Here is a 23,614-nt window from a genome sequence, read left to right on the forward strand (position 1 = left end):
CTTCCCGGATGACGGACCGGCTCAATGCCGGTCGAATAGCGTGGCGAACCGCGTCAGGACCGATTTGCGATCGGCGTTTTCAGCCGCGGGCATGGGCAGCAGGGTCAGATCGCCAAACAATGGCCGTTTGGCGCCGATATCGCGACGCGACGGCATCAGCCAGGCGTCGGCGACCATTTTCTGGCCCGCCGGCGAAAGGACGTAATCCACAAACGCTTTCGCTTGATCGGGATGCTGGCTGGATTTGAGAATCATCATCGGCCGCGGCGCGATAACCGTGCCGCTGGAAGGGAAAATCACTTTGACGGATTCGCCGTTATGCTGGCTATTGAAGGCCACATAATCCACCGCGCCGAATACCGCCGCCCTGGCTCCCTGTAAAACCGGCGTCAGCGCCTGTGCATTGGGACCGGCGATAATCATGCCGTTGGCTTTGAGTTTATCGAACAGCGTCCAGGCCCGTTCGCCGAGGGCATTTTGCAACCCCATGACCAAATCCAGCGAAGCGCCGGACAGGGCCGGGTCGGGCATGGTGACTTTATCCTTATAGACCGGCTGCGCCAGATCCCGCCAATCGTGGGGCTGGGGCGCGCCGCTGGCGCTGTTCCAGACAATGCCCAGGGCGGAGATGCCCTGCGCCACATAGTAAGGGGTCTTGAACCGTGCAGGCACGTTGGCCGCGTTTGGGCTTTGATAGGGCAAAAGCCAGCCCCGTCGCCGCAACGCCTCCGCGCTGTCCCAAGAGGCGGAAATCAGCACATCGGCCCGCGGATTGGCTTGCTCCGCTTCCAGCCGCGCCATGACTTTGCCGGTGGTGGCCTGGAAGACATCGATATGTTCGCCGGTTTTTTGTTGGTAGCCCGCCGCCAGTTTCCTGGCCAGCGAACCGGGTCCGGCGGTATAAAGCGTCAGTGCCTGCGCTTGGCCGGCTAGCAAACAACTACTTAACAGCATGGTGGCAATGGCTCCTGTCAACAGACAACGGAACGGACGGGTAATCAGTGATCGCATGCTAACTCCCTAAAGGTGTCTCTACGGTGGTGATATCGACGATACGCCCTTGCGCCATGTGCGCGATGCGCCGGGCCAAACGGTTGGCTTCGCCGTGATCGTGGGTGACATAGACGGCGGTGGTATGGAGCTGGCTGAGCAGGTTGGCCATTTCCCGGCACAAGGTTTCACGCAAATCCCGATCAAGATTGGATAACGGCTCATCAAACAGCAGTATGCGCGGCTCGGCCACAATGGCGCGCGCCAGCGCCACGCGCTGTTGCTGACCGCCCGACAGTTCAGCGGGCCGGCGCCGTCCGTATCCGTCCAGGCCGACCCGGCGCAAAGCCGTTTCCACCCGCCGATGGCGTTCGTCACCGGCCGTGCGGCGCATTCGCAACGGAAACTCGACATTTTGCGCCACGCTCATATGCGGCCATAACGCATAATCCTGGAAAACCATGCCGATATCCCGGCGCTCCGGCGGCAGGCAAATCCGCTTGTCGGCAATCAGCCGGGATCCGAAACAGATCCGGCCATCGGCAGGCTGTAACAAGCCGGCCAACAGTTTAAGCAACGTGCTTTTGCCGCAACCCGAGGGTCCCAGCAATGCCAGAGTAGTCCCGGCCGGTACATGCAAATGGATATCGTCCAATACCCGCCTTCCGGCAAAATCATGACACAACCCGCTGACGGCGATGGCCGCCGCGCCGCGTTCGTCAGGCGCAAGCGACATGAGGTTCCCCCGTGTCGTCACAGGACGCGTGGTCAGGATGAAAGGAGAACGTCGGCGCTGTTGCCGAAGGAAGTGCTACGGTTAACAAAAATGAAACGCAGGGCGCGTCGACCGGCAATGACCGTTGACCGAAAGCGCGCCGCTGCGTAAAGGACAGGCGGGCGAACATAATGTTATCCTCTTATGGGACTTAATTGGCATTAAACGGCAATCGTCATGCTTCAAGCTACCCCTCCGCCGGCTGCGTACAGTCTCCGGAACCGCTTAGCGCGATCCCCGTCATCCTTAACGCCGTCTTGTTGTCGGAGATGCTTGTCCGCCCCAGTCGTCGGGGGCTATGTATCTCGCCGCGATGCGACACGGCTTTTGCGCGTCCATACCATCCGGAATGCCCGTACTTGCCGCTGCGGGGCAAGTTGAACGCGTTCGAGTATAGGGGGGCAATATGACGATTTTATTGCCGCGCCGAGAGTCCGGCCGTAAGCCGCCCTCGGGGAGGCTGCCTGGCTAGGCCCGGCTTGGCGCCGGTTGATAGCGTTGCCAGTGCCGTTGGCTGAAAATGAAGTACAACCGTTCTTTAACCAGCAACGGCGCCGATTCCGAGATCAGGTGGACGAACAGCTCTTTTTCGCTTCTTTCCAGCAGTGCGCCGGCATAGAGCGCCCGAAGGGCAATATCCGCATGGCGCGGCAGGGGACGCGGGCTATTCTCCCAACGGTGGATAAACACCGGATCCACGCCCAGCCTCTCGGCCAGCTCTTGTTGCAAAAGACGCAGCTCGCGGCGTAGGAAAATCATTTCCTTACCGGTCAGGGCGCTGCGGCAGTTGATCAACGTTTTGGCGATGAGCCGATGCAGGCCGGTAAGATTTTTGATATAGACCGGGCCGCCCTGATATATTTTACGTTTCATAAAACCATTGACGAGCCAGATGGCCGGTAATCCACATTCTGTGTAGTGAAACATAAATACTCTTTTGCCCTCCATTGCGGACGAAATATGATTATTAAAGCGAGTTATTTAATTTTTAATAATACCCATCATACTTCACGTCGCCTCCGCGACGCGCCGTGAACCCCTGAGGGTATGGCTGAATTATTCCGCCTGATGACCACCAATGTTGGCCGTGCTTTCCCTGTCAATCAACGTGAAGCCCACATCGGTCACCACCGGCGCCGCTAAACGGCTTTTCAGTCGTTCAAGCAGGGCCGTCGCCGCCCGATGACCGATATCCCGGCCATCTATTTTCACTGTGGACAATGCCGGAAAGGTATGGGCGGCAAAATTCATATCGCCAAACCCCATCACCGCGATCTGTTCGGGAACCGCCAATCCCCGGCTGGCCGCTTCGGTCAGCACTCCATGCGCCAGGGTATCTGAGGTACAAACGATCATCAGCGGCTTTGGGCGGCCCAGTAAACGGACCAGCCCCATACGACCCTGTTCCAGCGTCGGCAGACCGGGGAAGGTAAGACGATCCTCGAGCGCGACGCCATGGCGGCGCAATTCCCCGATAAAACTTTCGCTGCGCCGCATACCGCGCGGATCATCCACCTCGATCACGGCGAAATGACGATACCCTTTGCCCAACAGGTGTTGAGCCTCCCGCCGGCCGATATCCTCATGAGAAAAACCGATCAGCATATCGATGGGGCGCGCGCTCATGTCCCAGGTTTCCACCAGGGGGATATCGGCGGCCTGCAACCGCTTGCGACTCAGTTCGGTATGCACGGTGCCGGTCAGGATGATGCCGTCGGGACGCCGGCTGAGAACCACTTCGATCAATTCTTGCTCCTGAGCGGCATGGTAGCCGGAAATGCCGAGCAACACTTGATATTTGGCTCCGGCCAGTCGGGTGGCGATGGCCTGATAGGTATCGGAGAAAATAGGATTGGTCAGGACCGGCACGATAACCGCCACCAGCCGGGTCCGGTTGGAGGCCAGCGACCCGGCGATCTGGTTGCGGACATAGCCGGTCTCCTGGATAACCCGCATCACTTTTTGCAGCGTGGCTTCTTTGACTTTGGCGGGCTGGTTAAGCGCTCTGGATACGGTGATGGGCGCCACTCCGGCCAGGCGGGCGACGTCGAATACGGTAATGCCTTGGGTTGAACGGGCGGTGACGTTGCGGCGGTTTGGGGGTTTGGTCATGTTGTCGCTCATCGGCAATATTACCTCATGCTACAACGGCCGCGTTGTCCGGGCAACCCGTCGGGACGGGACCGATGTCGGCATTGCGGCGGGATGGATAACGCTGCGGGCGATGGGGCGGCTCGATGACCTCAGCGTATCCTTGTCATCCTTCCCGTCGCCTGGGGGTTGGCCGCCATGCCACCTGAAGAAGGCGGAGTCTATAAAAATTTCCTATGGCAGGTCAGAGGTCGAACACCGCCAATCGGGTTTTGTTCCTTTTTTCAATGCGCTTAAGTTGAGCCAGGCATTGACGGTGGCACTGTAAGGGCGCAAATCGTCGCGATAAACGGCTGCAAAAACGCGAGGTGCCGGCGGAAGGCCAAAAAAAGCTTTCCCTGTAAATCGATTTGCGTTTATATACTCAATAAAGAGCAGGTATGCAAAATCCTTCAACCCCCGCGGGCCGACAAGCGCCACCGGTAAACGGGCGGTTTAAGGCATAACCCCTTAATATCGGACGTTACGCTTCTGTATTCACCCGACCAACGGGCCTTGTTATCTAGGCCAGGAGTATCGCGATGATCCTTGAGCAGTTAAAGCGTCTCTTTGTTACCCTACCGGAGGAGCCGGTCGATAATGTGTTTTCCAGCTCGGAAGCGGATGCGCTGTTTTGCGCCATGGGTTGCGAAAATATGCCGATATACATGCCCGCCGATGTTTGGCAGCGGGTCAGCGACATGGAGTATGATCGTCCGCGGGTCTGAACCTGCGGGCCAGTCCCTGGTATTTCGGGGATGCAACGGCGATAATGTTATGCGTTATCGCCGTTTTTAATGGCATGGCGCGAATGGCGCGCCAACCACCCCAGGCCGTGCCTTTCTGTTGCCGAAGCATGGGTTCTCATTCGCCGTCGCGACGTCACGAAGATTATTGGGTATATTTGATTTATCATAAATGTGTTTTATTTTATTAATAATGTTCTCTTTGCCAGATCGAACCCTGATAGGCCGTTGCGTCGTACTGGAGTTTCTTTTTGCACGTGCCTGGGGGCAATATCCCCCGGCCCGGATGCGATAATTCCTAAATTCCTTTTACTTCGCTAAACTCGCCCTACTTCACGTTGTCTCCTCGTTGGCTGCGTTCGCTCAGCCCAGTCATATCGTCGGCTATGCGCCTGGCGGCCAGCGGGCGGTATACATGGCCAAAAGGTATGTGAACCGCCTACGGCGGGCTCGTGGCGATAAAGAGGATATCCTTGCCCATTCCAGGGGCATGGCCCTTTTTTGACCGGGGGTGAACGCCGCCCGCAAAGAGGTAATTTGAAATAGCACGGGGATATAACATTATGACCAACAAAGCATTTAAATTATTGCCGTTCGGATTGCCTTCGGCAAAAAGGTATCAGCGCTTGGCGGCGGTGAAAATGGCGTCAGTTTGACCGCCGTTTACCGCTGCGTTTAATCGGAAGATTCCGACGTATTTAATTACCCGCCGTATTTAAAGCCGGCGCCGCAAATGATGCCATCACTGTCTATAGTTATTATTCCGCTGCGGTTTTTGCGAGCCGCGGCCAGATTGGCCCAATGGCGTATGAAGAAGGAGAGATGCCTATGCTTACACGCTCTTTCAGGTGGACCTGGAGACGATTTCTGACACTGGGCATGGCCCTGGGCGCCGCCTCGGGCCTGGCCCTTTCCTCGGCCTCGGCGAAAATGAAAACCAATATCCCCGAATTACTGGGGCCGGATATTTTACTGGGGCAATTGTATGTCGATGTTCAGTCGGCAAAACTGTTCCCTGATCAGAAAACCTTTGCCGACGCGGTGCCTCGCCGGTCGCCAGCGGCGATCATCGCCGATTACCAGCTGAAAAAGCGCCGTAAGAATTTTAACCTGCGCGCCTTCGTTGATAAAAATTTCATATTCCCGACGGATCGCGTGAAATACGTGCCGCCGACGGGACAAACGTTGCGTGAGCATATCAATACCTTGTGGCCGATATTGACCCGTAATACGTCTCTGGTACGGCCTTATGATTCGCTGCTGCCGCTGCCCAACGATTATGTGGTACCGGGCGGCCGTTTCCGCGAGGTCTATTACTGGGACAGCTATTTCACCATGCTGGGATTGGCGGAAAGCGGAAAATGGAATCTCGTCAAAGATATGACCGACAATTTCGCCCATGAGATTGAAAAATTCGGGCATATTCCCAATGGCAACCGCAGTTATTATCTGAGCCGTTCGCAGCCGCCCTTCTTTTCGCTGATGGTCGATTTGCTGGCGACCCATGAAGGCAAGGGGGTTTATCTGAAATATTTGCCGCAGATGAAGAAAGAATATGACTATTGGATGGCGGGCGCCAGGCATCTGGCGCCCGGAGCCGCGGCCAAACGGGTGGTGCGTTTGCCGGATGGCGACATCCTGAACCGCTACTGGGATGACCTGGATACGCCGCGCACCGAGTCCTATATGGAAGATGTGCAAACGGCCAGCGAGGCGAAGGATCGTCCGGCGTCCGAGGTCTATCGCGATCTGCGGGCCGGCGCCGAGTCCGGCTGGGATTTCAGCTCGCGCTGGTTCGGCGATCCCGCCGATTTGTCATCGATCCGTACCACGGCCATCCTGCCGGTGGATTTGAATGCGTTGATGTATCACCTGGAGCATACCCTGGCCAACGCCAGCGTGCTGGCCAAAGATCAACAGGCCGCCAACGAATACAGCCAACTGGCGGAGCGGCGTAAAAAGGCCATTAACGATCATCTTTGGAATGATCAGGAAGGGTTTTACGCCGACTACGATTGGCAGTTGGGAAAGCTGCGGGAGCAACTCACCGCGGCGACGGTGTTCCCGCTGTATGCCAAAATCGCGCCGTTGGACAGAGCCGACCGCACGGCGCAAACCGTTCGCGCGCAGTTGCTCAAGCAGGGGGGTATCGCCACCACCAATCAGGTCTCCGGCCAGCAGTGGGACGCGCCCAACGGCTGGCCGCCCTTGCAGTGGGTGGCGGTGGAAGGGTTGCGCAATTACGGCAAAGACGCATTGGCGCAGGATATCGCCACCCGATTCCTGGGCAATGTACAACGGCTTTATCATAACCAGCACAAACTGGTGGAAAAATACGTGGTGGAAGGCAGCGGTCTGGGCGGTGGCGGCGGCGGCGAATATCCTTTGCAGGATGGGTTCGGCTGGACCAACGGCGTAACGCTGAAGCTGCTCGATCTCTATTGCGATAAAACTCCCGGCTGCGAAGACGGCCCTTCGGCGGAAAACCAGACCGCCCACGGCGAGCCGCAAACCATTCAGGCCGCCGCGCACTAACCGACCCCGCGGACCGGCGCTTATTGCCGGCCCGTCGTTCGGGGTTTCCCGCCATTATTCCCCAGGCGTATTCAGGCAGGGTTACGCCTTTCCCGTTGCGGTGGCTATACTCAAAGACAAGCCCATTTCCTTGTCGCGTTTCTTGCGAATGCCAAGCGTATTCGTCCGGCCTGGCTTGTCCCGCCAACAGGTTAAAGCGGGTCATCCGCCGTGGGATCTGAAATAGGCTGTACCCTGAGACGATGATATTTCCGAAGGTGTCCCGGAAGTTATGCGAATAAATTAAGATTAAATAGTATGTTCCATAACCTTAATAATTCGCGTCTCATCGCGGCCAACCACGAGGCAACATGAAGTATGACGAGTATAAAGGTTGAAAATATGAGTCACCCGCCCCACAGTCAGGATGAAAAGCAGCGTTTGGCCGCCCTGAGTGAATATGGTATCCATGAACCTATCCAGGAAGAGGGATTTGTTCGCTTAACGCAGTTGGCGGCCAATATCTTCAAGGTTCCCATTGTGCTTATTTCCCTGCTGGAAAAAGAGCGCCTGTTATACGTCGCCAGCCGCGGCCTGGTCGCGTGCGAAACCCCGCGCGGCATTTCCTTTTGCGCCCATACCATCGAAAAGCAGGGTTTTTTAGTGGTAACCGACGCATTGACGGACCCGGTATTCAAAGATAATCCCTTAGTGACCGGTGAACCCTTTATCCGGTTTTACGCGGGTATGCCGCTGAGGGCGCCCGGGGGTTATGCCATCGGCTCGTTTTGCATTATCGATCGCATGCCGCGCGTCGATCTGAGCGGCAGCGAGAGACAGAACATGCAGGATTTGGCCGTCCTGGTAATGGATAAACTGGAGATGTTCCGGCTGGATAGGGCGCGAAGCGCCAGCCAGGTGCGGTTCGAAAATATCGCGCACACCTCGCCGGATGCGATTATCTGCGCGGACGAGACCGGCATAATTACCTTTTGGAACGCGGCGGCAAGTCAGTTACTGGGATATGAAAGCAAAGATATTATCGGCCAAAACATAAGCTTACTGATACCGGACGGGTTGGTGGCTCGTGTAAAAGGTTTGGTGGCCGATAAAAAGACATTACGGCATGGCGGAATGATGGAATTGCAAGTCCGGGCGGCGAACGGCGTCTGGATACCGGTTGAGCTTTCCGCCTCAATGTGGGTCGATCACCAACATGTCAGTTATGGAGCTATCTTGCGAGATATTACAGACCGACGCCGGAACGAGGAACGTCTGTTCCAGCTTGCGCACATGGATCATCTTACGGGACTGGCTAATCGTACCTTGTTGACTTCAAGCCTGGAGCAGGTGCTAAGGAATGAAGACAAGGCCATCATTATGCTAGTGGATCTGGATGGTTTCAAAGACGTCAACGATAATCTGGGGCACGCGGGGGGCGACGCCGTGTTGGTGGATGTGGGCGTGCGGCTGCGTGGTTGCGTGCGCTCCGGCGATGTGGTGGCGCGCATGGGCGGCGACGAGTTCGCCTTATTGCTGCCGGGGCTGGCCGATCCTAAACGGGCGGCGGAAATCGCCGACCAGATTATCGAGGAAATTTCGAAGATCGTGACCGTCGAGGGTCAGCCGGTCAATATCGGCGCCAGCGTCGGTATCGTACTGTATCCGCTGCATGGGCTGACCATACAGGAATTGATGACCAGCGCGGATTTGGCCTTGTATCAGGCCAAATCCGAAGGGCGGCATTGCCGACGGTTTTTCACGCGAGAACTGCGGGAAATATCCCAAGCCAAACGCTCTTATCAATCGGAACTTGGCCGGGCTTATCAGAAACGGGAATTTGAAGTTTTTTACCAACCCCAAGTCCGTTTATCCGACGAAGCCATTGTCGGCGCCGAGGCTTTACTGCGCTGGCGCCATCCGGAAAAGGGCCTGTTGGGACCCGCGGTTTTTCTGCCGGCGCTGGAATCCGGTCCCTGGGCCGAGCGGGTCGGCGAGTGGGTTATCCGCACCGCTTGCCGACAGGCGGCGGCCTGGCGCGAGGCCGGGATGGTGAATTTTCGGATCGGCGTCAATTTATTCAGCGCCCAGTTCCGCACCGGGGCGCTTGCCCAGCAGGTGCGCGCTATTTTGGGGGAATCGGGGTTACCGCCCCAGGCGCTGGAGTTGGAAATCACTGAAAACATTATCCTGCGTCACGATGAAACCATGCTGCTGCCGCTGAAAGAGCTGCATGCCGACGGCGTCGGCATCGCGTTCGACGATTACGGCACCGGCTATGCTTCCCTTAGCATGCTTAAGCACTATCCAGTGACCCGGCTTAAGGTGGATCAAAGTTTTGTCCGCGCCATGTGCGATTCCCCGCCCGATGCGGCTATCGTTCGGGCCATACTCTATCTTGGCAATAGCTTCAAGATGGATGTCATCGCCGAAGGGGTCGAAACCTTGGAGCAGTGCGAGCGCCTACGAAAAAAAGGCTGCCTGGAGGCGCAAGGGTATCTGTTCGGCAAACCCATGCCGGCTGAGGATTTCACCATAAGACTGGGCATCGCGCCGGGCCCGGCCTCCTAGTCGCCGGCAACGGCGGGCCGCTTAGTAGCGGCCGGGCCGGCACTCGGCGCCCAGCATCCCATCGTAGACATCGGTGCGGCGATCGCGCAGAACCTGGTTGAAATCATTCCAGTTGCGGTGACGTCTGGCGTCGGCAAGATTGACTGTGGCCATAATGATCCCGCTGGCGGTCTGGTCGGCGGGGCCGGCCACCGGCCAGCCCGTATAGCTGGCGATCAGGCTTTGCCCGATAAATGGCTGCCCACGCTCCACCCCCACGCGATCCGCCGCGGCCACAAATACCGAATTGCTATGCGCCGCCGCCATAACCAGGATATTGGCCATGGCTTCCCGTTTGGGATCCTGGCCCGGTATCGGCACCCAGTTGGTGGGCATGCAAATGATCTCCGCGCCCTGCAAGGCCGCCAGTCGGTAGCTCTCGGGAAACCAGCCGTCATAGCAGATAAGACAGGCAAGCGTGCCGATACGTGTCCGGAACACGGGAAAGCCCAGATTGCCCGGATCAAAATACAAGGCCTCATCGCCCCAGAGGTGCGCCTTGCGGTAGCGGCCGATAAACCCTTGCGGCCCGATGACGGCCGCCGAGTTATACAACTGTTCATTTTCGCGTTCGGTAATGCCGGCGACGATATACACGCCCAGCCTTCGCGCGCAGTCGATCCAGGCCCGGGTGGTCGGGCCGTCGGGAAGGGTTTCGGCCAGGGCGAAGGCTTCCGCCCGAGAGGCGAAAACATAACCGGTATTGCACAATTCGGGCAAGACCAACAGATTGGCGCCCTGTGCCGCCGCCTGCTCGATCATATCCAGCGTGGTCTGTACATTGTGCCGGGTTTGGCCGAACACCGGCGCCATTTGCAGGCAGGCGACGGTAACGGGGGCTTCGGCGTGCGTCGTACTCATGGCATTCTCCGAAAATGGCCGTCAGGCCGGGATGTATTGGCCGCGTCCAGACCGTGGCGGCTAGCGACGGGTCAGCCAGGTCAACATATTGACCAGCAATTGCCGGTAACCGGGCCAGTCGCGAAAGCTTTGCGGCAGCCAGTGCGGACTGATGTCCGACGCCCAGGCCAGCGTCCGACCCTGCCCATATCGGCCGGTCACCAGTAGCGGATGGCCGCCCAGCGCTGCCGGCAGACGTACCAGCACGTCGCTGCCGGGCTTGGCGATAAGTTCATTCGCGCCGAGCAGCGCCGGCCAATCGCCGGACAGGCCCGCGAACATGTCATGATCACGGTGCTCCGGCGCGATCTGGGCGTGAAATCCCTCCGGCGCTTCAATACGATCATCATAGGGCAGACAATCCACCGGCAGCGCCTGTTCCACCGCGGTGCGATGCCAGCGGGCCTTGCCGTCAATGCCCTGAAAACTCAGGTAACCGCCGAACATCGCCAGCGCGCCGCCTTTGGCGGTCCAGTCCCGCAGCAACACGAGGCGGTTGGCGACGGTTTTACCGTTCAGCCACACATCCGGGTGCAATAACAGCGAATTGGCGCCGATATCCGACAGCAATATGACGTCATACGTATCCAATTCTTTCAGGGTGAAGGGAAATTCCTCCACAGCCTGATGCGCCGGCATATGTATCAGCTCGAATGCCGTATCGGCCAGGGCGGCGCGCACGCCTTTCGCGCCGGAATGGAATGTGACGCTGCCGAACTGGTCGAACCCTTTGAAATGCGTCGCCGAGGTCACCCAGGTTTCGCCCACCAATAAGACTTTTTTTCGATTCATGAAGATTCTCCCCCGCAAACCGGGTTAAGCGTTGTGCGGTTATGCATTTTTTATGGCAATCCGGTACGAAAGTTATCGAACCGGTTCAACTTATATTTATGTTATTTTTATACTGATAAATCAATATGAAATTTATATGATAGATAATATTGACAAAAATTATCGAACCGTTTCAATATAAAAATCGTTTCATCTCTTTCATTCATTATGCCGGAGCCACTTTATGAAAAGACGCGCGTTTTTGCAGGGAACGGTATTGGCCGGCGCCCTGTTGATGGGCCACCTGCTGCCGGGGTATGGCCTTACGGCGGACGCCGCCGCCGCCGCGCCCGCCAAGGTCACCTTCGTTCAGGAATGGCCAGTGGCCGATGGTTTTTGGATCCCCTGGATATTGGGTAAGGAAAAGGGGTTTTATCGTGATGAAGGTATCGATCTGACCATTGTCGCGCCGCCGACCGTGGCCGACACCATGAAATTCCTCGGCACAGGCCGGGCGGATGTGGCTTTCACCACGGTCATGGATATTATTTTCGCCAAGGAGCAGGGCGCGCCGGTGGAGGCCATCGGCCGTTATGGCAAAGGCAATAACTGGGGCGTTATCAGCGCGCAGGGAAAACCTTATACTGTCGCCGGCTTGAAAGGCAAAACCATTGGTATTTACAATGATGCCTGGACCAAGGCGCAATTGGCCCTTATGCTCAAAAGCGCCGGTTTGACCCTTGACGACGTCAAGATGGTGACGGCCGCTGACGACACGGTGCCGTTACTGTTGCAAAAGCGGGTGGATGCCATTACCGGTATCACCAATGCCGAAGGGACTGAAATGGCCACCATGGGTAAACAGCAACCGGAATTCTTGCCGGCCATTGAGCATGGCGTGCCCGATACGCCGATTTTCATGTTCGCCGGCAATCAGACGTGGCTAAAGACCCATCCGCAGTTGGCGGCGGCGTTTATGCGCGCTACCGAGAAAAGCATCCGCTACGCGGTTGCGCATCCGGACGAGGGCGTAGCCGCGTTCGCCGCCGCCTATAGCAAAGCGTATGATCCGGCGTTTATCAAACAGCAGTGGCAGGACACCGCGCCGTTGCTGTCGCCGGTGGACGGGAAATCCCTGCGCATGGATCTACAGGTTTGGCAGGCGCTGCTGGCGGCGATAAAGGCCCAAGGCATTGTCAAGGCGCCGCTGCCGGCCGAACACTATTTTACCAACCAGTATCTGCCTTGAATCCGGCAAAGGCGCGGCCCGATACGCGGACCGTTCCCAAAGGGAGGACTCATCTGTCATGACAGCGCCTGTTTTACCCATGAAACCCGCCTGGACTTATCGCCCGGGGCCTGACGTGGCGCCCCAGGCGCCCGTCGGGTTGCGGCGAGCGCAGCTGTTGGCCCGATCGGCCGCGCAGAAAGGCCTGGACGCCGTTGCCGCCGGGGTGACCGAAACCGTCGTCGAGCAAGCCATTCATGATTATCTGCGCTCGCAAGGCGCGGCCGGCATCTGGACGATAACCAATGTCGGACTGGGCAAAAACGCCCATGTCTGCTTCCCGACTCAGGGACCCGGCGAACAGGCCGCCGCCATGCGGGATGTGTTGATAGTCGATGTCCATCCCATCACCGCCGAGGGCTTCTGGGCCGATTGCACCCGCAGCCGGGTCATCGGCGACTATCCCGAAGCGGAGCTTGCGTTACGGGATCTGGAAACACTCCATCGGGATACCCTGGCTTTGTGTCGTCCGGGAATGCCGGCCTGCGACCTGTTCGGGCTGAGCCGGGAGCGCCTGTCGCGTGAAGGCTTCGTTTTACTGGATCTTCTGGGAAACATAGGCCATTCGCTGACGGCGGGCGCCGCCTATACCGAAGGATTTATCGATGCCGGCAATGCCACGCCCATGTGGGGCGCCTGGGCCATAGAACCTTTTGCCCGGCGGGACGGCATCGCGGTCAAGGTGGAAGATCTGCTGTGGTTCGGCCGAGAGCGGTGCGAGATCCTGTAAGGAAAGAAACAAGCACGGGGCGCATGCCGCGCTGCCGGGAAGCGACCCTGTTACAGAGGCCATACCATGTCCAAACTCTCCATCCGTCAGGTCAGCCGCCGCTTCGGCGCGGTGACGGCCCTGGCGACTACCGATTTGCAAATAGCCCAGGGCGAATTCGTTTGTGTGGTGGGCCCCTCCGGCTGCGGCAAAAGCACGCTGTTCAATGTCATTTCCGGGGTGTTGGCCCCCGACAGCGGGCAAATTTTTATTGATGATCGCGATGTGACCGGCAGCACCGGTCATGTGGGCTATATGCTGCAAAAGGATTTGCTGTTGCCGTGGATGACGGTCATCGATAATATCGTGCTGGGCGCCATCCTCAAGGGCGGCGCCAGCCGCGAGGATCGCCAGGCCGGCGTCGCGCTGGCGGAACGCTATGGCTTGGGCGAGTTTATCAATCATTACCCTGCGGCGCTGTCCGGCGGGATGCGCCAGCGGGTGGCGCTGATGCGGACCCTGGCGATGCATCGCGACGTGATGCTGCTGGACGAGCCGTTCGGCGCGCTGGATTCCCAGACCCGGCTGGCCATGCAGCAGTGGTTGCTGAAAGTGTGGGCGGAGCAGCATCGTACCGTGGTGTTCGTGACGCATGATATCGACGAGGCGGTATTTCTGGCGGATAGGGTGGTGGTGATGACGCCCCGTCCCGGCCGGATCCGGGAAATCTTTACCGTGCCGATTTCCCGGCCGCGACCGTTGTCCTGCCTGACCAGTCCCGAGTTCACCCGGCTGAAAAGCCGGATTTTAGATCTGATTTACACCGATCACTCCGTACAGGACGTCGCCGCCCATGAATAAACTGCGTGGATTACTGCTGCCGTTGGGGGGGCCGCTGGCGGCCCTGATACTTGTGCTGGCGGTATGGGACCTGGCGGTGCGTATCTTCCAGATCCCGCCCTATGTGTTGCCCTCGCCGGAAATGACCTGGCGGCATGCCCTGTCGGACTGGTCGGTGCTGTGGATAGGTTTTGAAAGCACCTTCACCACCTTCCTGCTGGGTTTTATCGTCGGCGCCGGCGGCGGATTTTTATTCGCGGTGCTGATGGATGCCACGCCCTGGATCCGTAGCGTACTGTACCCCATACTGATTGCCAGCCAGGCGGTACCGGTCATCGCCATTTCCGCCGCGCTGACCATTTGGCTGGGCTTCGGCCTGGCGCCCAAACTGGTCATTGTGGCGCTGGTGGTGTTTTTCCCGGTGGTGGTCAATGTGTTGGATGGGCTGAATTCGGTGGACAGGGACATGCTGAACCTGGTGCGATCCATGGGGGGCTCGCGCTGGAGTATATTCCGTTACGTCAAATTGCCGGCCACCTATACGCCGCTGTTTTCCGCCCTGAAGCTGTCCGCCACTTTCAGCGTGACCGGCGCGGTGATCGGCGAATGGACCGCCTCCACCAGTGGCGGGCTGGGGGCTTATTTGTTGCAGGCCAATTCCCGGCTCAATACCGCCGGCACCTTTTCCGCCATCGGTTTTCTCGCCTTGTTGGGGGTCGTGAGCTTTTTGCTGGTGATTGGCCTGGAATACGTCATGACGCCTTGGCGCTCCTCGTCGACGGCGCGACGCTGGTCGCGGCGTTACTGGCGTCGTCCCCGCCGCCGGGCCGAGTCGACGATCAATGAGTGATAGCGTGAAATCTTCGCGGGCGGGCCGGCCGACCATTCGCGATGTAGCCCGTCTGGCCAAAGTGTCCATCGGCACGGTCAGCGCCGTAATCAACAACAGCGGCCGGCCGGTGGCGGTGGAAACCCGCGAGCATGTGCAGCGCTGTATTGCCGAATTGCATTTCGAACCCAACAGCGCTGCGCGCAGTTTGAAACGCCAGCGCGTCTCGTCCATTGGTTTTATCGTGCCGGATCTCGGCAACGCCTTTTTCGCCAATGTGGCCGAGGGCATACAGAGCGCGCTGGATAATGTCGACTGCCTGCTGGTGCTGTGCATGACCTGGTCGGACACCCGTCGGGAAGAATATTACGCCCAGGTACTGCGCACCCAGCGCTTAAATGGCGTGATTTACCTCTCGGGTACCGGGTTGCCCAGCCCTTCGCTGATCAGTCTGGCGCAACAGGGGTCGGTGGTGTTTGTGGATGAATGCCTGCCGGGGATCGACGTGCCGTTTATCAGCGCGCAAAATCTCAGCGGCGCCCGCGATCTGGCTGCGCATGTACTGGCATGCGGACACCGGCGGCTGGCGGTCATCAGCGGCCCGCGGGGGCTGTGGACCAACGAGCAACGGCTGGCCGGCTTTCGTGAAGCGTTTGCCGGCGCGGGGATCCCGCCGGACAGCGTGCCGGTCTTGCGCGGGGATTATACTGAGCGCGGCGGCCGCGAGGCGGCGGAAACGATCCTGGTCATGGCGGAGCGGCCGACAGCGGTGCTGTGCGCCAATGATTTGATGGCCATCGGGTTTATCCGCCGATGCGCCGAGCGGCATATCCGGGTGCCCGAAGACATCAGCGTCACCGGGTTCGACGATATCCCCGATGCGAGCCGGCTAGTGCCGGCACTGACGACCGTGCGCCAGCCGGGGCGCGAAATGGGGCGCGCCGCCGCCGCATTGCTGTTGCAACGGATCGGCGCGCAGTCCGCCGGCCCGGAACGCAGCGACTTTGCCACCGAGCTGTGCATTCGCGCCTCGGTCGGTCCCAGGCCATAGCCGGCGCGCCGCCGCTTTCGCGGCCTAGGGGGCCGGAAGACGGTCCGCCGCGCCGCCGGAGGAACGGATGATCAACTCGCCGCGCAGTTGCAGATGGCGCGGGGCAACGGAGGGATGCCGCAACCGGTTCAGCATCAGCGCCACCGCTTCCCGGGCGATATCGCCAAAGGGCTGCTTGTAGGTGGTCAGCGGGATGCCGAGCAAGGCGGAATATTCGTTATCGTCGAAACCGACCACATTGACCTTGCGATGCAACTGGTTGCAGACCGCCAGCAATTTCATGGCGGTAAAATCATTGGCGCAGACAATATCCGTGGCGCCGGCATCCAGCAAATCGGCGATAAAGGCGCGGTCACCCGTCGGGCCCTGGTGTACCCAGGCAGGGTCAGCCGGCAACGCGGCGGCGAGCAGGGCCAGCTTATAACCCATTATTCGCATGGACACGGTATGCGCCGAATCGCGTTCGCAAAGGAAATCGATGCGTCGCGCGCCGTTTTTCAATAAATGGCGCGTCACTTCATAACCGGCGGCGATGTTATCAATGCCGACCAAATCATAGGCACTGCGCTCGGGATAGGTTTTAAGATCGCTGTCCACCAGAACCACGCGGATATGGTCTTTGGAGAGCAGTTGTAAAATCAACTCATTGATTTCATCAGCGAAGGGATGAAATTCCAGCGGAATAAAAAAAATACCCTGCACACCGCTTTTGGTATAGCGGTCGATGATCTTTTCCACGGTATCGATAATTTTTTGCTTGCTGGCGTTAGGACCCAGGGTTACCACGCCATTCCAGACCAGGGAAAAATTAAACTGCTGCGACAGCGAAGCGATGGACTTGAATATCTGCTCAAACAAGAAACCGCTTTCATTCGCCTCCATTCTGGGGGAAAGAATGCCAAGTATCCGTTCCTGAGCTTCGGCGGCGGCGCCCGTCTTGCGCTGACAGACATAATGACCCGAACCCTGGGTGCTGTTGATAAGCCCCTGTTCCCGTAATTTTCCCAACGCCTTGGATACCGTGGGCCGAGAAACGGCGAATTCATCACACAGGACGGTTTCCGAGGGCAAACGCTGCCCCTCGCCATAAACGCCGTCGCGGATCCGTTGCAAGATGCTCTGCAAGACGCCGTCCAGTTTACCTCTTTTCGCCATAATGATTCTTTTCGCCCTTTGTCATTGCGCCCGCGACACCAAAGTGCCGCAGGTATCTGAAATCACGCCGGACGGCAGTAAGTTTGTCAAGTTTTCCCTTGTAACTACCTTAAATGAGAAAAGTTGTAAAATCAAGCGGCCACCGTGGCGGCGCCCCTCTGCGGACGAAGCTAAGCGAGGTGCGCCCTCCTGGGGGGCGGCAACGTCGTTATCCAGGGAAAATCGCCGGCTGACGCCACCAAACCCGCCAATATCACCGTGTAATGGCCGGAGGTTCCGGTCGGATAGCGCAATGAAAGACGCCGGTTATCTTATGTGATCCTGATCGCTAATATGAACAATTTGGCTACTAATTTAACAAATTTGCTAAAAAAACGTGATCAATATCGATAGTTTTACAAAATTATTATCGTATGTTGTATTCACATATTGATCTTGTAATTTTACAAATTAATTAATATGTAAAATATCACGGCGACATTTTTTTCCACTTAAATGCGAGGAATTGCGTGATGTCTACCTATAAAGGCCTTGTTGAGCAAGTCATCAATGAAAACCGGGCCACGCTGCTGGCGGTGGATGAGAATGAAATCCACCTTCTTATGGATGAGATCTGTAAAGCAAAAACGATTCAGTTGTATGCCATGGGAAGAATGCAACTTTCCGTGCGGGCTTTTGCCATGCGGCTTAAGCATATGGGCTTCGACAGCTACGTGGTGTATGACACCACTACACCCTGCATCGGATCGGGCGATCTGCTGATCGGCCATTGCGCGGTGACCAATGTGGAACTGAACGTGGTGAAGCTGGCGAAGGACGCGGGGGCCAGGATTGCGTTGCTGACCGCTCATCCCGAAAACGAACATGGCGGCTATGCGGATCTGACTGTACGGGTGCCGGGCCAAATATTCGGAGGCGATCAGGAGATCGCCTCCATCCAGCCCATGTCGTCGTTGCTTGAACAGTCGCTCTTTTTATTTGTGGATATCGTGACCATGCTGTTGATCGAAAAAACCGGTATTTCCCTTGAAGAAATGAAAAAACGCCATACCAATCTTGAGGGATTGCCGCATCACTTCGCCTGACGTTAATGCATCTCGCCAAAGGACTTTATTATGAAAGACGGTGACATCATCCAAATTGCGCATCTGGTCGCCGACCTGGATGACGCAATGGCGCACTACCACCAGGTTTGCGGCATCGGGCCTTGGGATGTCTATACCTATGGACCCCATAATATCAAGCATTCCTTTTATCGCGGTAAGCCGGCGGAGCATATCTATAAAATCGCCGTATGCTGGGTTAACGGTGTGCAGATGGAATTAATGCAGCCGGTCAGTGGTTACAGCATTTATAACGAGTACATCGAGAAGCATGGCTATGGGCTGCACCATATGAAGTTGTATTTCAAGGATTGCCAGCACGCCATAGCGGAATATGAAAAACGCGGTTATCAGGTCGTGCAAAGCGGGAATATCGGTGACGATGTTTTCTATTATCTCGATACTGAAGAACGTTTTCAGGGGGCGGTCATCGAATTAGGTAATGCCGGAGCCATTCCCGCGCCGGAACGCCGTTACCCCGCCTGATAGCCTTTTTCAGCCACAGAGGACATATCATGAAAAAACTCAACGCATTTGCGCTGTGCCTGCTGCTGGGCGCTGCCGTGAACAGTTATTCCACAACCGCCGCCGCCGCCGGCGAACAACAATTCACCATGGTCGGCATTCCGAAATTACGTTCCGCCTGGTTCAATGATTACGAGAAAGGGTTAAAGAAAGGCGGCAAGGATTTCGATATCAATGTTTACCAGCAAGCGCCCGCGTCGCCGGACGAGGCGCAGCAAGTCCGGATTATTGAGGATTCCATCAGTCAGGGCGTTAACGCCTTGCTGGTGGTTCCCAATAACGCCAGTTCCTGCGAACCGGTTTTCGCCCGCGCTCACGATAAAGGTATTGTGGTGATTACCCATGAATCGGTAAATCAGCCTAATGCCGATTATGACGTGGAGATGATTGAAAACGAAAAATTCGGTAAGTATATGCTCGATCAATTTGCCAAGCACGTGGGTGGCAAAGGCGAATACGCCATTTATGTCGGGTCCCTGACCGTACCGGCGCATAATATCTGGGCGGACGCGGCCATCAAAGAGGCCAAGGCCAAATATCCCGATCTGAAACTGGTGGCTGAGCGTTTCCCGGTCAGTGAAGACCGTAATGCGTCACGGCAAAAAACACTTGAGCTGCTGTCCACGTATCCCGATCTCAAGGGCGTCATTTCCTTCGGCAGTCAGGGTGGTCCGGGCGCGGCGCAGGCATTGCGGGAAAAAGGGCTGGTGGGCAAGCTTACGGTGATGGGCACCACCTCGCCCAAGGAAAGCGCCACGTTTCTAAAAGACGGTTCCATGACCGAATCCGTATTGTGGAGCCCGGGCGATGCCGCCTATTCAATGACCTATATCGCCAAGCTGATCCTTGAAGGCAAGCGCGATCACATCAAGAATGGCCTGGAGATTCCTGGTATCGGCAAGCCGTCCATTGAAGGTAAGAATATCATTTTCGACCGGCCGCTGACCGTTACCAAGGACAACTACAGCAAATACGATTTTTAACCATGACGCCGGCGCCGTACCGTCCCGGCGCCGGGTATGTCTAGCCGGGGGGAGAAGACGATGGAATTTCTTGCCGTTGAACATGTCACTAAAACATTCGACGGGGTGACAGCATTAAATGATGTCGGTTTCGATATCCGAGTAGGGGAAATTCATGGCCTGGTGGGAGAAAACGGCTGCGGCAAATCCACCTTGATGAAAATTATCGCCGGCGTACTGAATTTCGACCGCGGCATGTTGCGTATCAACGGCCGCCAGATCGCCAAATACTCCGCCATCGAGGCGGTGAAACAGGGTATCGGTATTATATATCAGGATCTGTCATTATTTCCCAACCTGACGGTATTGGAAAACATTTATATCAGCCAGATGGTCAATGACAATAAAACCCTGGTATTTTCCAGCGCGTATAAAGAGAAAGTCGACGCAATTATCCAGCAATTGGGCATCCGGCTCGAACTGGACGCCGATGTGGATGATCTGCCTATCGCCAAACAACAACTGGTGGCCATCGCCCGGGCGCTGATTAATGAATCCCGACTGATTATTCTCGATGAACCCACCACCGCGCTGACCCGCACCGAGATCAAACATCTGTTCGCTTTGTTGCAACGTCTGCGCTCGCAAGGGCTTTCATTCATCTTTATCAGCCACAAGCTCAATGAGCTTCTGGAAATCTGCGATCGTGTCACGGTTATGCGCGACGGAAGAGTGATTGATACCGCGGCGGCCAATCGACTCACTCTGGCCGGCATCGAAGCCCTGATGCTGGGGTACGAATTAACCTATCCCCCCCGGCAATCCCATGCCGGGAACGAGGTGCTGCTCAGTGTTCGCGGGCTTGGCAGGAAAAACAGTTTTCGCGATATCCATTTTGATTTGCGCAAAGGCGAAGTGCTGGGCATTGCCGGTTTGCTGGGCGCCGGCCGAACCGAATTGGCGCTGGCGCTGTTCGGCATTGAGCCGGCCGAGGAAGGCCAAATCCTTATCGAGAACCGTCCGGTAAGCATTGATAGCGTCAGCGCCGCGGTGGCCAACGGTATCGCCTATGTCCCGGAAGATCGTTTACTCCAGGGACTGGTGATGCAGCAGAGTATCGCGGCCAATACCGCGCTTTGTTCCTTGAAATCCTATCTGGGTCCATTGAAATTACTCGATCGCGGCAAACTCCGTCAGGCGGTGGGCGATCTGCTCACGCGCATGCAGGTGAAATACGGCAGCCAGGAACAGGACATCAGAATGCTGTCCGGCGGCAACCAGCAAAAAGTGGTCCTGGCTAAATGGCTTGCCACCCATCCGCGCATTTTCATTTTAGACAGCCCCACGGTGGGCGTCGATGTCGGCGCCAAAAGCGCCATCTATCAGACGGTGAAGGAAAAAGCGGCGGCGGGGATGGGCATCGTCTTTATTTCCGACGATCTACCGGAATTATTAGCCAACTGTGATCGGATTATCGTGATGACCCGGGGCAGATTTGGCAAGGAGTATGCCGCCGACGCCATTGAAAACGAGGCATTGCAACGGGAACTGGAACATGCCTGACGCCGGGGGAATGCGCGTCGGCGAATCGCCGAACAGAACACGGGTGAGGTAAATGAATGATGGGTATTGCTGGTATCGTGAAATCACGGGAAGGGTTGTTGTTGCTGTTGATTATCCTGTTCGCCGCGGCCATTACCCTGGTGAATCCGGCTTTCATGTCCTTGGATAATATCGCCAGCCTGTTGAAATCCTACACCGTGCTGGGGATATTCGCCCTGGGCGTATTGCTGGTGCTTATTTCGGGCGGTTTTGACGTGTCTTTTACCGCTATCGCCCAGGTTGTGCAGTATGCGGTGGTTTATTATTTTTTGCGGGCCGATCTGGATAATATTTATCTGGCGATATTTTGCAGTATCGTACTTGGCGGCATTATGGGTTCTTTGAATGGTATTATCATATACTATTTCAAAATCACCGCCATTATTGTCACTATCGCCACCAACAGTCTTTTTTACGGGCTGTTGTATGTAGTCACCCAAGGAGATCTGATTTACGATCTGCCGCCCTCGTTTCTTGGGCTGGCCGAGTGGAAACTCTTCCCCATGCACGCCGCCAATGGCGCGCTGGTCGGTATCAGTTTCATCACCTGCCTTTGGTTTCTGCTGGCGCTGGCGCTGCATCTGTTTTTGCGCCACACCGTGCTGGGCCGCAGTATTTATGCGGTGGGCGGCAATGCCGTATCGGCACAGCGGGTCGGCTTCAACCTGAAAAAAACCACGTTGTTTATCTATATCCTGGTGGGCGCCTTGTCCGGGTTCGCCAGCATAATCCAGGTTTCCGTCGTACAAACGGTCATTCCCAATTCCATTGTCGGTTCCGAGTTGCAGGTTATCGCCGCCGTGGTGCTGGGCGGGGCATCGGTGACCGGCGGGCGCGGCAGCGTGGCCGGAACGCTGCTCGGCGTACTGCTGTTTGCCATTCTCAGCAACAGCCTGACCCTAATGAAGATATCGCCTTATTATTACAATGTTTTCACCGGCCTGGTGATTCTGGCGAGCGTATCCGCCAACGCGTTGCAGGTATTGCGGCAGCGGCGCTCCCGGGTGCGGGTAATGGTTGATATGAAGGAGCCCTCATGAAAGCGGTCGTGATAACGAAAAAGCCGGCCGGCGGCCGATCTTTGCCTCTGATACTCAGTGAAAACGCGTCGTTGTACGCGGTGCTTATCGCGGTATTCCTAATGATGTATGCGTTAAACGGCGACAAATTCCTGAGCTGGCAGAATTTCGGCTCCATGGCTTATCAATTGCCGATCGTGGGTTTTCTGTCTTTGGGGATGATGATCTCCATGCTCTCGGGCGGCATCAATCTGTCGATCATCGCCACGACCAATTTATGCGGCATTGTGATGGCCCTGTTTTTACAGGCGGTGTTCCCCCAGGGCATGAAATCCGCCTCCGCCGACATGGCGGCGCTGGCTATTGTGCTGGGCGTGGCGGCCTGCATGGCGGTAGGGGTGGTGAACGGTCTGTTGATCGCCTTGCTGAAAATTCCCGATATCCTGGTGACGCTCGGTACCATGACGCTGGTCTCCGGCCTGAATGTGGTGCTGACCAAAGGTTATACCATTACCGGCTTTCCTGAGGCGCTGGTGAATATCGGCAACGGGCAGAGTTTCGGCGTGCCCAATTCATTATTGCTGTTTCTGGCCGCGGCGATCGCGGCATCGGTCATCCTGAATAAAACCCGTTTCGGCTTTATGCTTTATATGATGGGATCCAATCCGGTAGCGGCCCGTTTTTCCAATGTCAACATCACCAGGGTGACGGTCATCCAGTACGTTATGTCATCCTGTTTTGCCGCGTTGACGGCATTGGTCATGCTGGGTCAGCTTAATTCGGTCAAGGCCAGTTATGCCGATTCTTATCTGCTGGTGGCGGTGCTGGCGGCGTTTTTGGGCAAGGTCAGTCCCTTCGGCGGTTTCGGCCGGGTCTCCGGGGTCGTGTTGGCGGTGATTATTCTGCAACTGATTTCCAGCGGACTTAACCTGTTACGCCTGGATCCGTTTATGATTACCGCAACCTGGGGCGGTATTATCATCATCATTGTATTATGCCGCGGGCTGTTTTTTGCGTTGAACGCGTGGTTGAAGCGGCGGCGCCAAATCTGAACGCGGGGAAGGCCGGCGCAAGTCGGTCTGGCTTTCCCCTCAC

At 56.9% G+C, this 23,614-nt stretch carries 21 protein-coding genes; 14 read left to right on the forward strand and 7 right to left on the reverse strand.

The window, feature by feature from the left end:
- Positions 1-21: 21 nt before the first annotated feature.
- The 4 genes from FCN80_RS14555 to FCN80_RS14570 form a co-directional block, all read right to left on the reverse strand.
- Entirely contained in the window at positions 22-1,011 is a 990-nt protein-coding gene (locus tag FCN80_RS14555) for an ABC transporter substrate-binding protein (protein WP_136990894.1), read from the reverse strand.
- Position 1,012: 1 nt separating this feature from the next.
- Positions 1,013-1,726, reverse strand: coding sequence for an ABC transporter ATP-binding protein (locus tag FCN80_RS14560; RefSeq protein WP_136990895.1), 714 nt, complete (start codon positions 1,724-1,726; stop codon positions 1,013-1,015).
- A 507-nt stretch (positions 1,727-2,233) separates the two neighbouring features.
- Complete coding sequence (locus FCN80_RS14565) at positions 2,234-2,638, reverse strand: helix-turn-helix domain-containing protein (protein ID WP_170975398.1); 405 nt, start codon at positions 2,636-2,638, stop codon at positions 2,234-2,236.
- 183 nt (positions 2,639-2,821) lie between these two features.
- The gene (locus FCN80_RS14570) at positions 2,822-3,877 is read right to left on the reverse strand and encodes a LacI family DNA-binding transcriptional regulator (RefSeq protein ID WP_136990899.1); all 1,056 of its coding nucleotides are present in this window, start codon (positions 3,875-3,877) and stop codon (positions 2,822-2,824) included.
- Between the two features lie 560 nt (positions 3,878-4,437).
- On the opposite strand from FCN80_RS14570, the gene FCN80_RS14575 reads away from it, so the two are divergent.
- From FCN80_RS14575 to FCN80_RS14585, 3 genes are all read left to right on the forward strand, one after another.
- Positions 4,438-4,623, forward strand: a complete 186-nt coding sequence (locus FCN80_RS14575) for a hypothetical protein (protein WP_136990900.1) — start codon at positions 4,438-4,440, stop codon at positions 4,621-4,623.
- A gap of 846 nt (positions 4,624-5,469) precedes the next feature.
- Positions 5,470-7,176, forward strand: coding sequence for an alpha,alpha-trehalase TreA (gene treA, locus FCN80_RS14580; RefSeq protein ID WP_136990902.1), 1,707 nt, complete (start codon positions 5,470-5,472; stop codon positions 7,174-7,176).
- Between the two features lie 381 nt (positions 7,177-7,557).
- A complete protein-coding gene (locus tag FCN80_RS14585; RefSeq protein WP_136990903.1) occupies positions 7,558-9,726 on the forward strand; it encodes a sensor domain-containing phosphodiesterase in 2,169 nt (722 codons plus the stop codon).
- A 21-nt stretch (positions 9,727-9,747) separates the two neighbouring features.
- Here the strand turns inward: FCN80_RS14585 and FCN80_RS14590 are convergent, their stop codons facing one another.
- Positions 9,748-10,626 carry a nitrilase family protein gene (locus tag FCN80_RS14590; protein WP_136990904.1) on the reverse strand — a complete coding sequence of 293 codons (879 nt, stop codon included), beginning with the start codon at positions 10,624-10,626 and terminating at the stop codon, positions 9,748-9,750.
- A gap of 60 nt (positions 10,627-10,686) precedes the next feature.
- Complete coding sequence (locus FCN80_RS14595) at positions 10,687-11,457, reverse strand: glutamine amidotransferase (protein WP_136990905.1); 771 nt, start codon at positions 11,455-11,457, stop codon at positions 10,687-10,689.
- Positions 11,458-11,680: 223 nt separating this feature from the next.
- Here FCN80_RS14595 and FCN80_RS14600 point away from each other — a divergent pair, with 223 nt between their 5' ends.
- The 5 genes from FCN80_RS14600 to FCN80_RS14620 all read left to right on the forward strand — a co-directional run bounded on the left by FCN80_RS14600 (position 11,681) and on the right by FCN80_RS14620 (position 16,153).
- Entirely contained in the window at positions 11,681-12,685 is a 1,005-nt protein-coding gene (locus FCN80_RS14600; RefSeq protein ID WP_136990906.1) for an ABC transporter substrate-binding protein, read from the forward strand.
- A 58-nt stretch (positions 12,686-12,743) separates the two neighbouring features.
- Positions 12,744-13,454 (forward strand): M24 family metallopeptidase, encoded by a 711-nt coding sequence (locus FCN80_RS14605; RefSeq protein WP_136990907.1) that lies wholly within the window; start codon positions 12,744-12,746, stop codon positions 13,452-13,454.
- 66 nt (positions 13,455-13,520) lie between these two features.
- Complete coding sequence (locus FCN80_RS14610; protein ID WP_136990908.1) at positions 13,521-14,294, forward strand: ABC transporter ATP-binding protein; 774 nt, start codon at positions 13,521-13,523, stop codon at positions 14,292-14,294.
- Positions 14,287-15,123, forward strand: coding sequence for an ABC transporter permease (locus FCN80_RS14615; protein ID WP_136990909.1), 837 nt, complete (start codon positions 14,287-14,289; stop codon positions 15,121-15,123). The genes FCN80_RS14610 and FCN80_RS14615 overlap by 8 nt, the downstream gene beginning before the upstream one ends.
- Before the next feature lie 4 nt (positions 15,124-15,127).
- Positions 15,128-16,153 carry a LacI family DNA-binding transcriptional regulator gene (locus FCN80_RS14620; RefSeq protein WP_170975399.1) on the forward strand — a complete coding sequence of 342 codons (1,026 nt, stop codon included), beginning with the start codon at positions 15,128-15,130 and terminating at the stop codon, positions 16,151-16,153.
- A gap of 24 nt (positions 16,154-16,177) precedes the next feature.
- Here the strand turns inward: FCN80_RS14620 and FCN80_RS14625 are convergent, their stop codons facing one another.
- Positions 16,178-17,308, reverse strand: a complete 1,131-nt coding sequence (locus FCN80_RS14625) for a GntR family transcriptional regulator (RefSeq protein ID WP_136990911.1) — start codon at positions 17,306-17,308, stop codon at positions 16,178-16,180.
- Between the two features lie 512 nt (positions 17,309-17,820).
- On the opposite strand from FCN80_RS14625, the gene FCN80_RS14630 reads away from it, so the two are divergent.
- From FCN80_RS14630 to FCN80_RS14655, 6 genes are read left to right on the forward strand one after another with little or no spacing between them, the layout of a single operon-like run.
- Positions 17,821-18,393 carry a phosphoheptose isomerase family protein gene (locus FCN80_RS14630; protein WP_136990912.1) on the forward strand — a complete coding sequence of 191 codons (573 nt, stop codon included), beginning with the start codon at positions 17,821-17,823 and terminating at the stop codon, positions 18,391-18,393.
- A 30-nt stretch (positions 18,394-18,423) separates the two neighbouring features.
- Positions 18,424-18,897, forward strand: coding sequence for a VOC family protein (locus FCN80_RS14635; protein WP_136990913.1), 474 nt, complete (start codon positions 18,424-18,426; stop codon positions 18,895-18,897).
- Positions 18,898-18,926: 29 nt separating this feature from the next.
- Positions 18,927-19,919, forward strand: coding sequence for an autoinducer 2 ABC transporter substrate-binding protein (locus tag FCN80_RS14640; protein ID WP_136990914.1), 993 nt, complete (start codon positions 18,927-18,929; stop codon positions 19,917-19,919).
- 60 nt (positions 19,920-19,979) lie between these two features.
- The gene (locus FCN80_RS14645) at positions 19,980-21,461 is read left to right on the forward strand and encodes a sugar ABC transporter ATP-binding protein (protein WP_136990915.1); all 1,482 of its coding nucleotides are present in this window, start codon (positions 19,980-19,982) and stop codon (positions 21,459-21,461) included.
- Between the two features lie 56 nt (positions 21,462-21,517).
- Complete coding sequence (locus FCN80_RS14650; RefSeq protein ID WP_230492680.1) at positions 21,518-22,540, forward strand: ABC transporter permease; 1,023 nt, start codon at positions 21,518-21,520, stop codon at positions 22,538-22,540.
- Positions 22,537-23,571 carry an ABC transporter permease gene (locus FCN80_RS14655; protein WP_136990916.1) on the forward strand — a complete coding sequence of 345 codons (1,035 nt, stop codon included), beginning with the start codon at positions 22,537-22,539 and terminating at the stop codon, positions 23,569-23,571. The genes FCN80_RS14650 and FCN80_RS14655 overlap by 4 nt, the downstream gene beginning before the upstream one ends.
- The last annotated feature ends 43 nt before the right edge of the window (positions 23,572-23,614 follow it).

Source organism: Martelella alba (genome assembly GCF_005217455.1).
Taxonomy (GTDB): domain Bacteria; phylum Pseudomonadota; class Gammaproteobacteria; order Enterobacterales; family Enterobacteriaceae; genus Acerihabitans.

Bases quoted from the DNA above. Each gene is read 5' to 3' on its own strand.
- FCN80_RS14590 (WP_136990904.1), bottom strand. From the start codon at position 10,626: ATGAGTACGACGCACGCCGAAGCCCCCGTTACCGTCGCCTGCCTGCAA.
- treA (WP_136990902.1), top strand. From the start codon at position 5,470: ATGCTTACACGCTCTTTCAGGTGGACCTGGAGACGATTTCTGACACTG.
- FCN80_RS14640 (WP_136990914.1), top strand. From the start codon at position 18,927: ATGAAAAAACTCAACGCATTTGCGCTGTGCCTGCTGCTGGGCGCTGCC.
- FCN80_RS14570 (WP_136990899.1), bottom strand. From the start codon at position 3,877: ATGACCAAACCCCCAAACCGCCGCAACGTCACCGCCCGTTCAACCCAA.
- FCN80_RS14625 (WP_136990911.1), bottom strand. From the start codon at position 17,308: ATGGCGAAAAGAGGTAAACTGGACGGCGTCTTGCAGAGCATCTTGCAA.
- FCN80_RS14565 (WP_170975398.1), bottom strand. From the start codon at position 2,638: ATGAAACGTAAAATATATCAGGGCGGCCCGGTCTATATCAAAAATCTT.
- FCN80_RS14585 (WP_136990903.1), top strand. From the start codon at position 7,558: ATGAGTCACCCGCCCCACAGTCAGGATGAAAAGCAGCGTTTGGCCGCC.
- FCN80_RS14650 (WP_230492680.1), top strand. From the start codon at position 21,518: ATGATGGGTATTGCTGGTATCGTGAAATCACGGGAAGGGTTGTTGTTG.
- FCN80_RS14600 (WP_136990906.1), top strand. From the start codon at position 11,681: ATGAAAAGACGCGCGTTTTTGCAGGGAACGGTATTGGCCGGCGCCCTG.
- FCN80_RS14555 (WP_136990894.1), bottom strand. From the start codon at position 1,011: ATGCGATCACTGATTACCCGTCCGTTCCGTTGTCTGTTGACAGGAGCC.
- FCN80_RS14575 (WP_136990900.1), top strand. From the start codon at position 4,438: ATGATCCTTGAGCAGTTAAAGCGTCTCTTTGTTACCCTACCGGAGGAG.
- FCN80_RS14615 (WP_136990909.1), top strand. From the start codon at position 14,287: ATGAATAAACTGCGTGGATTACTGCTGCCGTTGGGGGGGCCGCTGGCG.
- FCN80_RS14635 (WP_136990913.1), top strand. From the start codon at position 18,424: ATGAAAGACGGTGACATCATCCAAATTGCGCATCTGGTCGCCGACCTG.
- FCN80_RS14605 (WP_136990907.1), top strand. From the start codon at position 12,744: ATGACAGCGCCTGTTTTACCCATGAAACCCGCCTGGACTTATCGCCCG.
- FCN80_RS14645 (WP_136990915.1), top strand. From the start codon at position 19,980: ATGGAATTTCTTGCCGTTGAACATGTCACTAAAACATTCGACGGGGTG.
- FCN80_RS14595 (WP_136990905.1), bottom strand. From the start codon at position 11,457: ATGAATCGAAAAAAAGTCTTATTGGTGGGCGAAACCTGGGTGACCTCG.
- FCN80_RS14630 (WP_136990912.1), top strand. From the start codon at position 17,821: ATGTCTACCTATAAAGGCCTTGTTGAGCAAGTCATCAATGAAAACCGG.
- FCN80_RS14560 (WP_136990895.1), bottom strand. From the start codon at position 1,726: ATGTCGCTTGCGCCTGACGAACGCGGCGCGGCGGCCATCGCCGTCAGC.
- FCN80_RS14610 (WP_136990908.1), top strand. From the start codon at position 13,521: ATGTCCAAACTCTCCATCCGTCAGGTCAGCCGCCGCTTCGGCGCGGTG.
- FCN80_RS14655 (WP_136990916.1), top strand. From the start codon at position 22,537: ATGAAAGCGGTCGTGATAACGAAAAAGCCGGCCGGCGGCCGATCTTTG.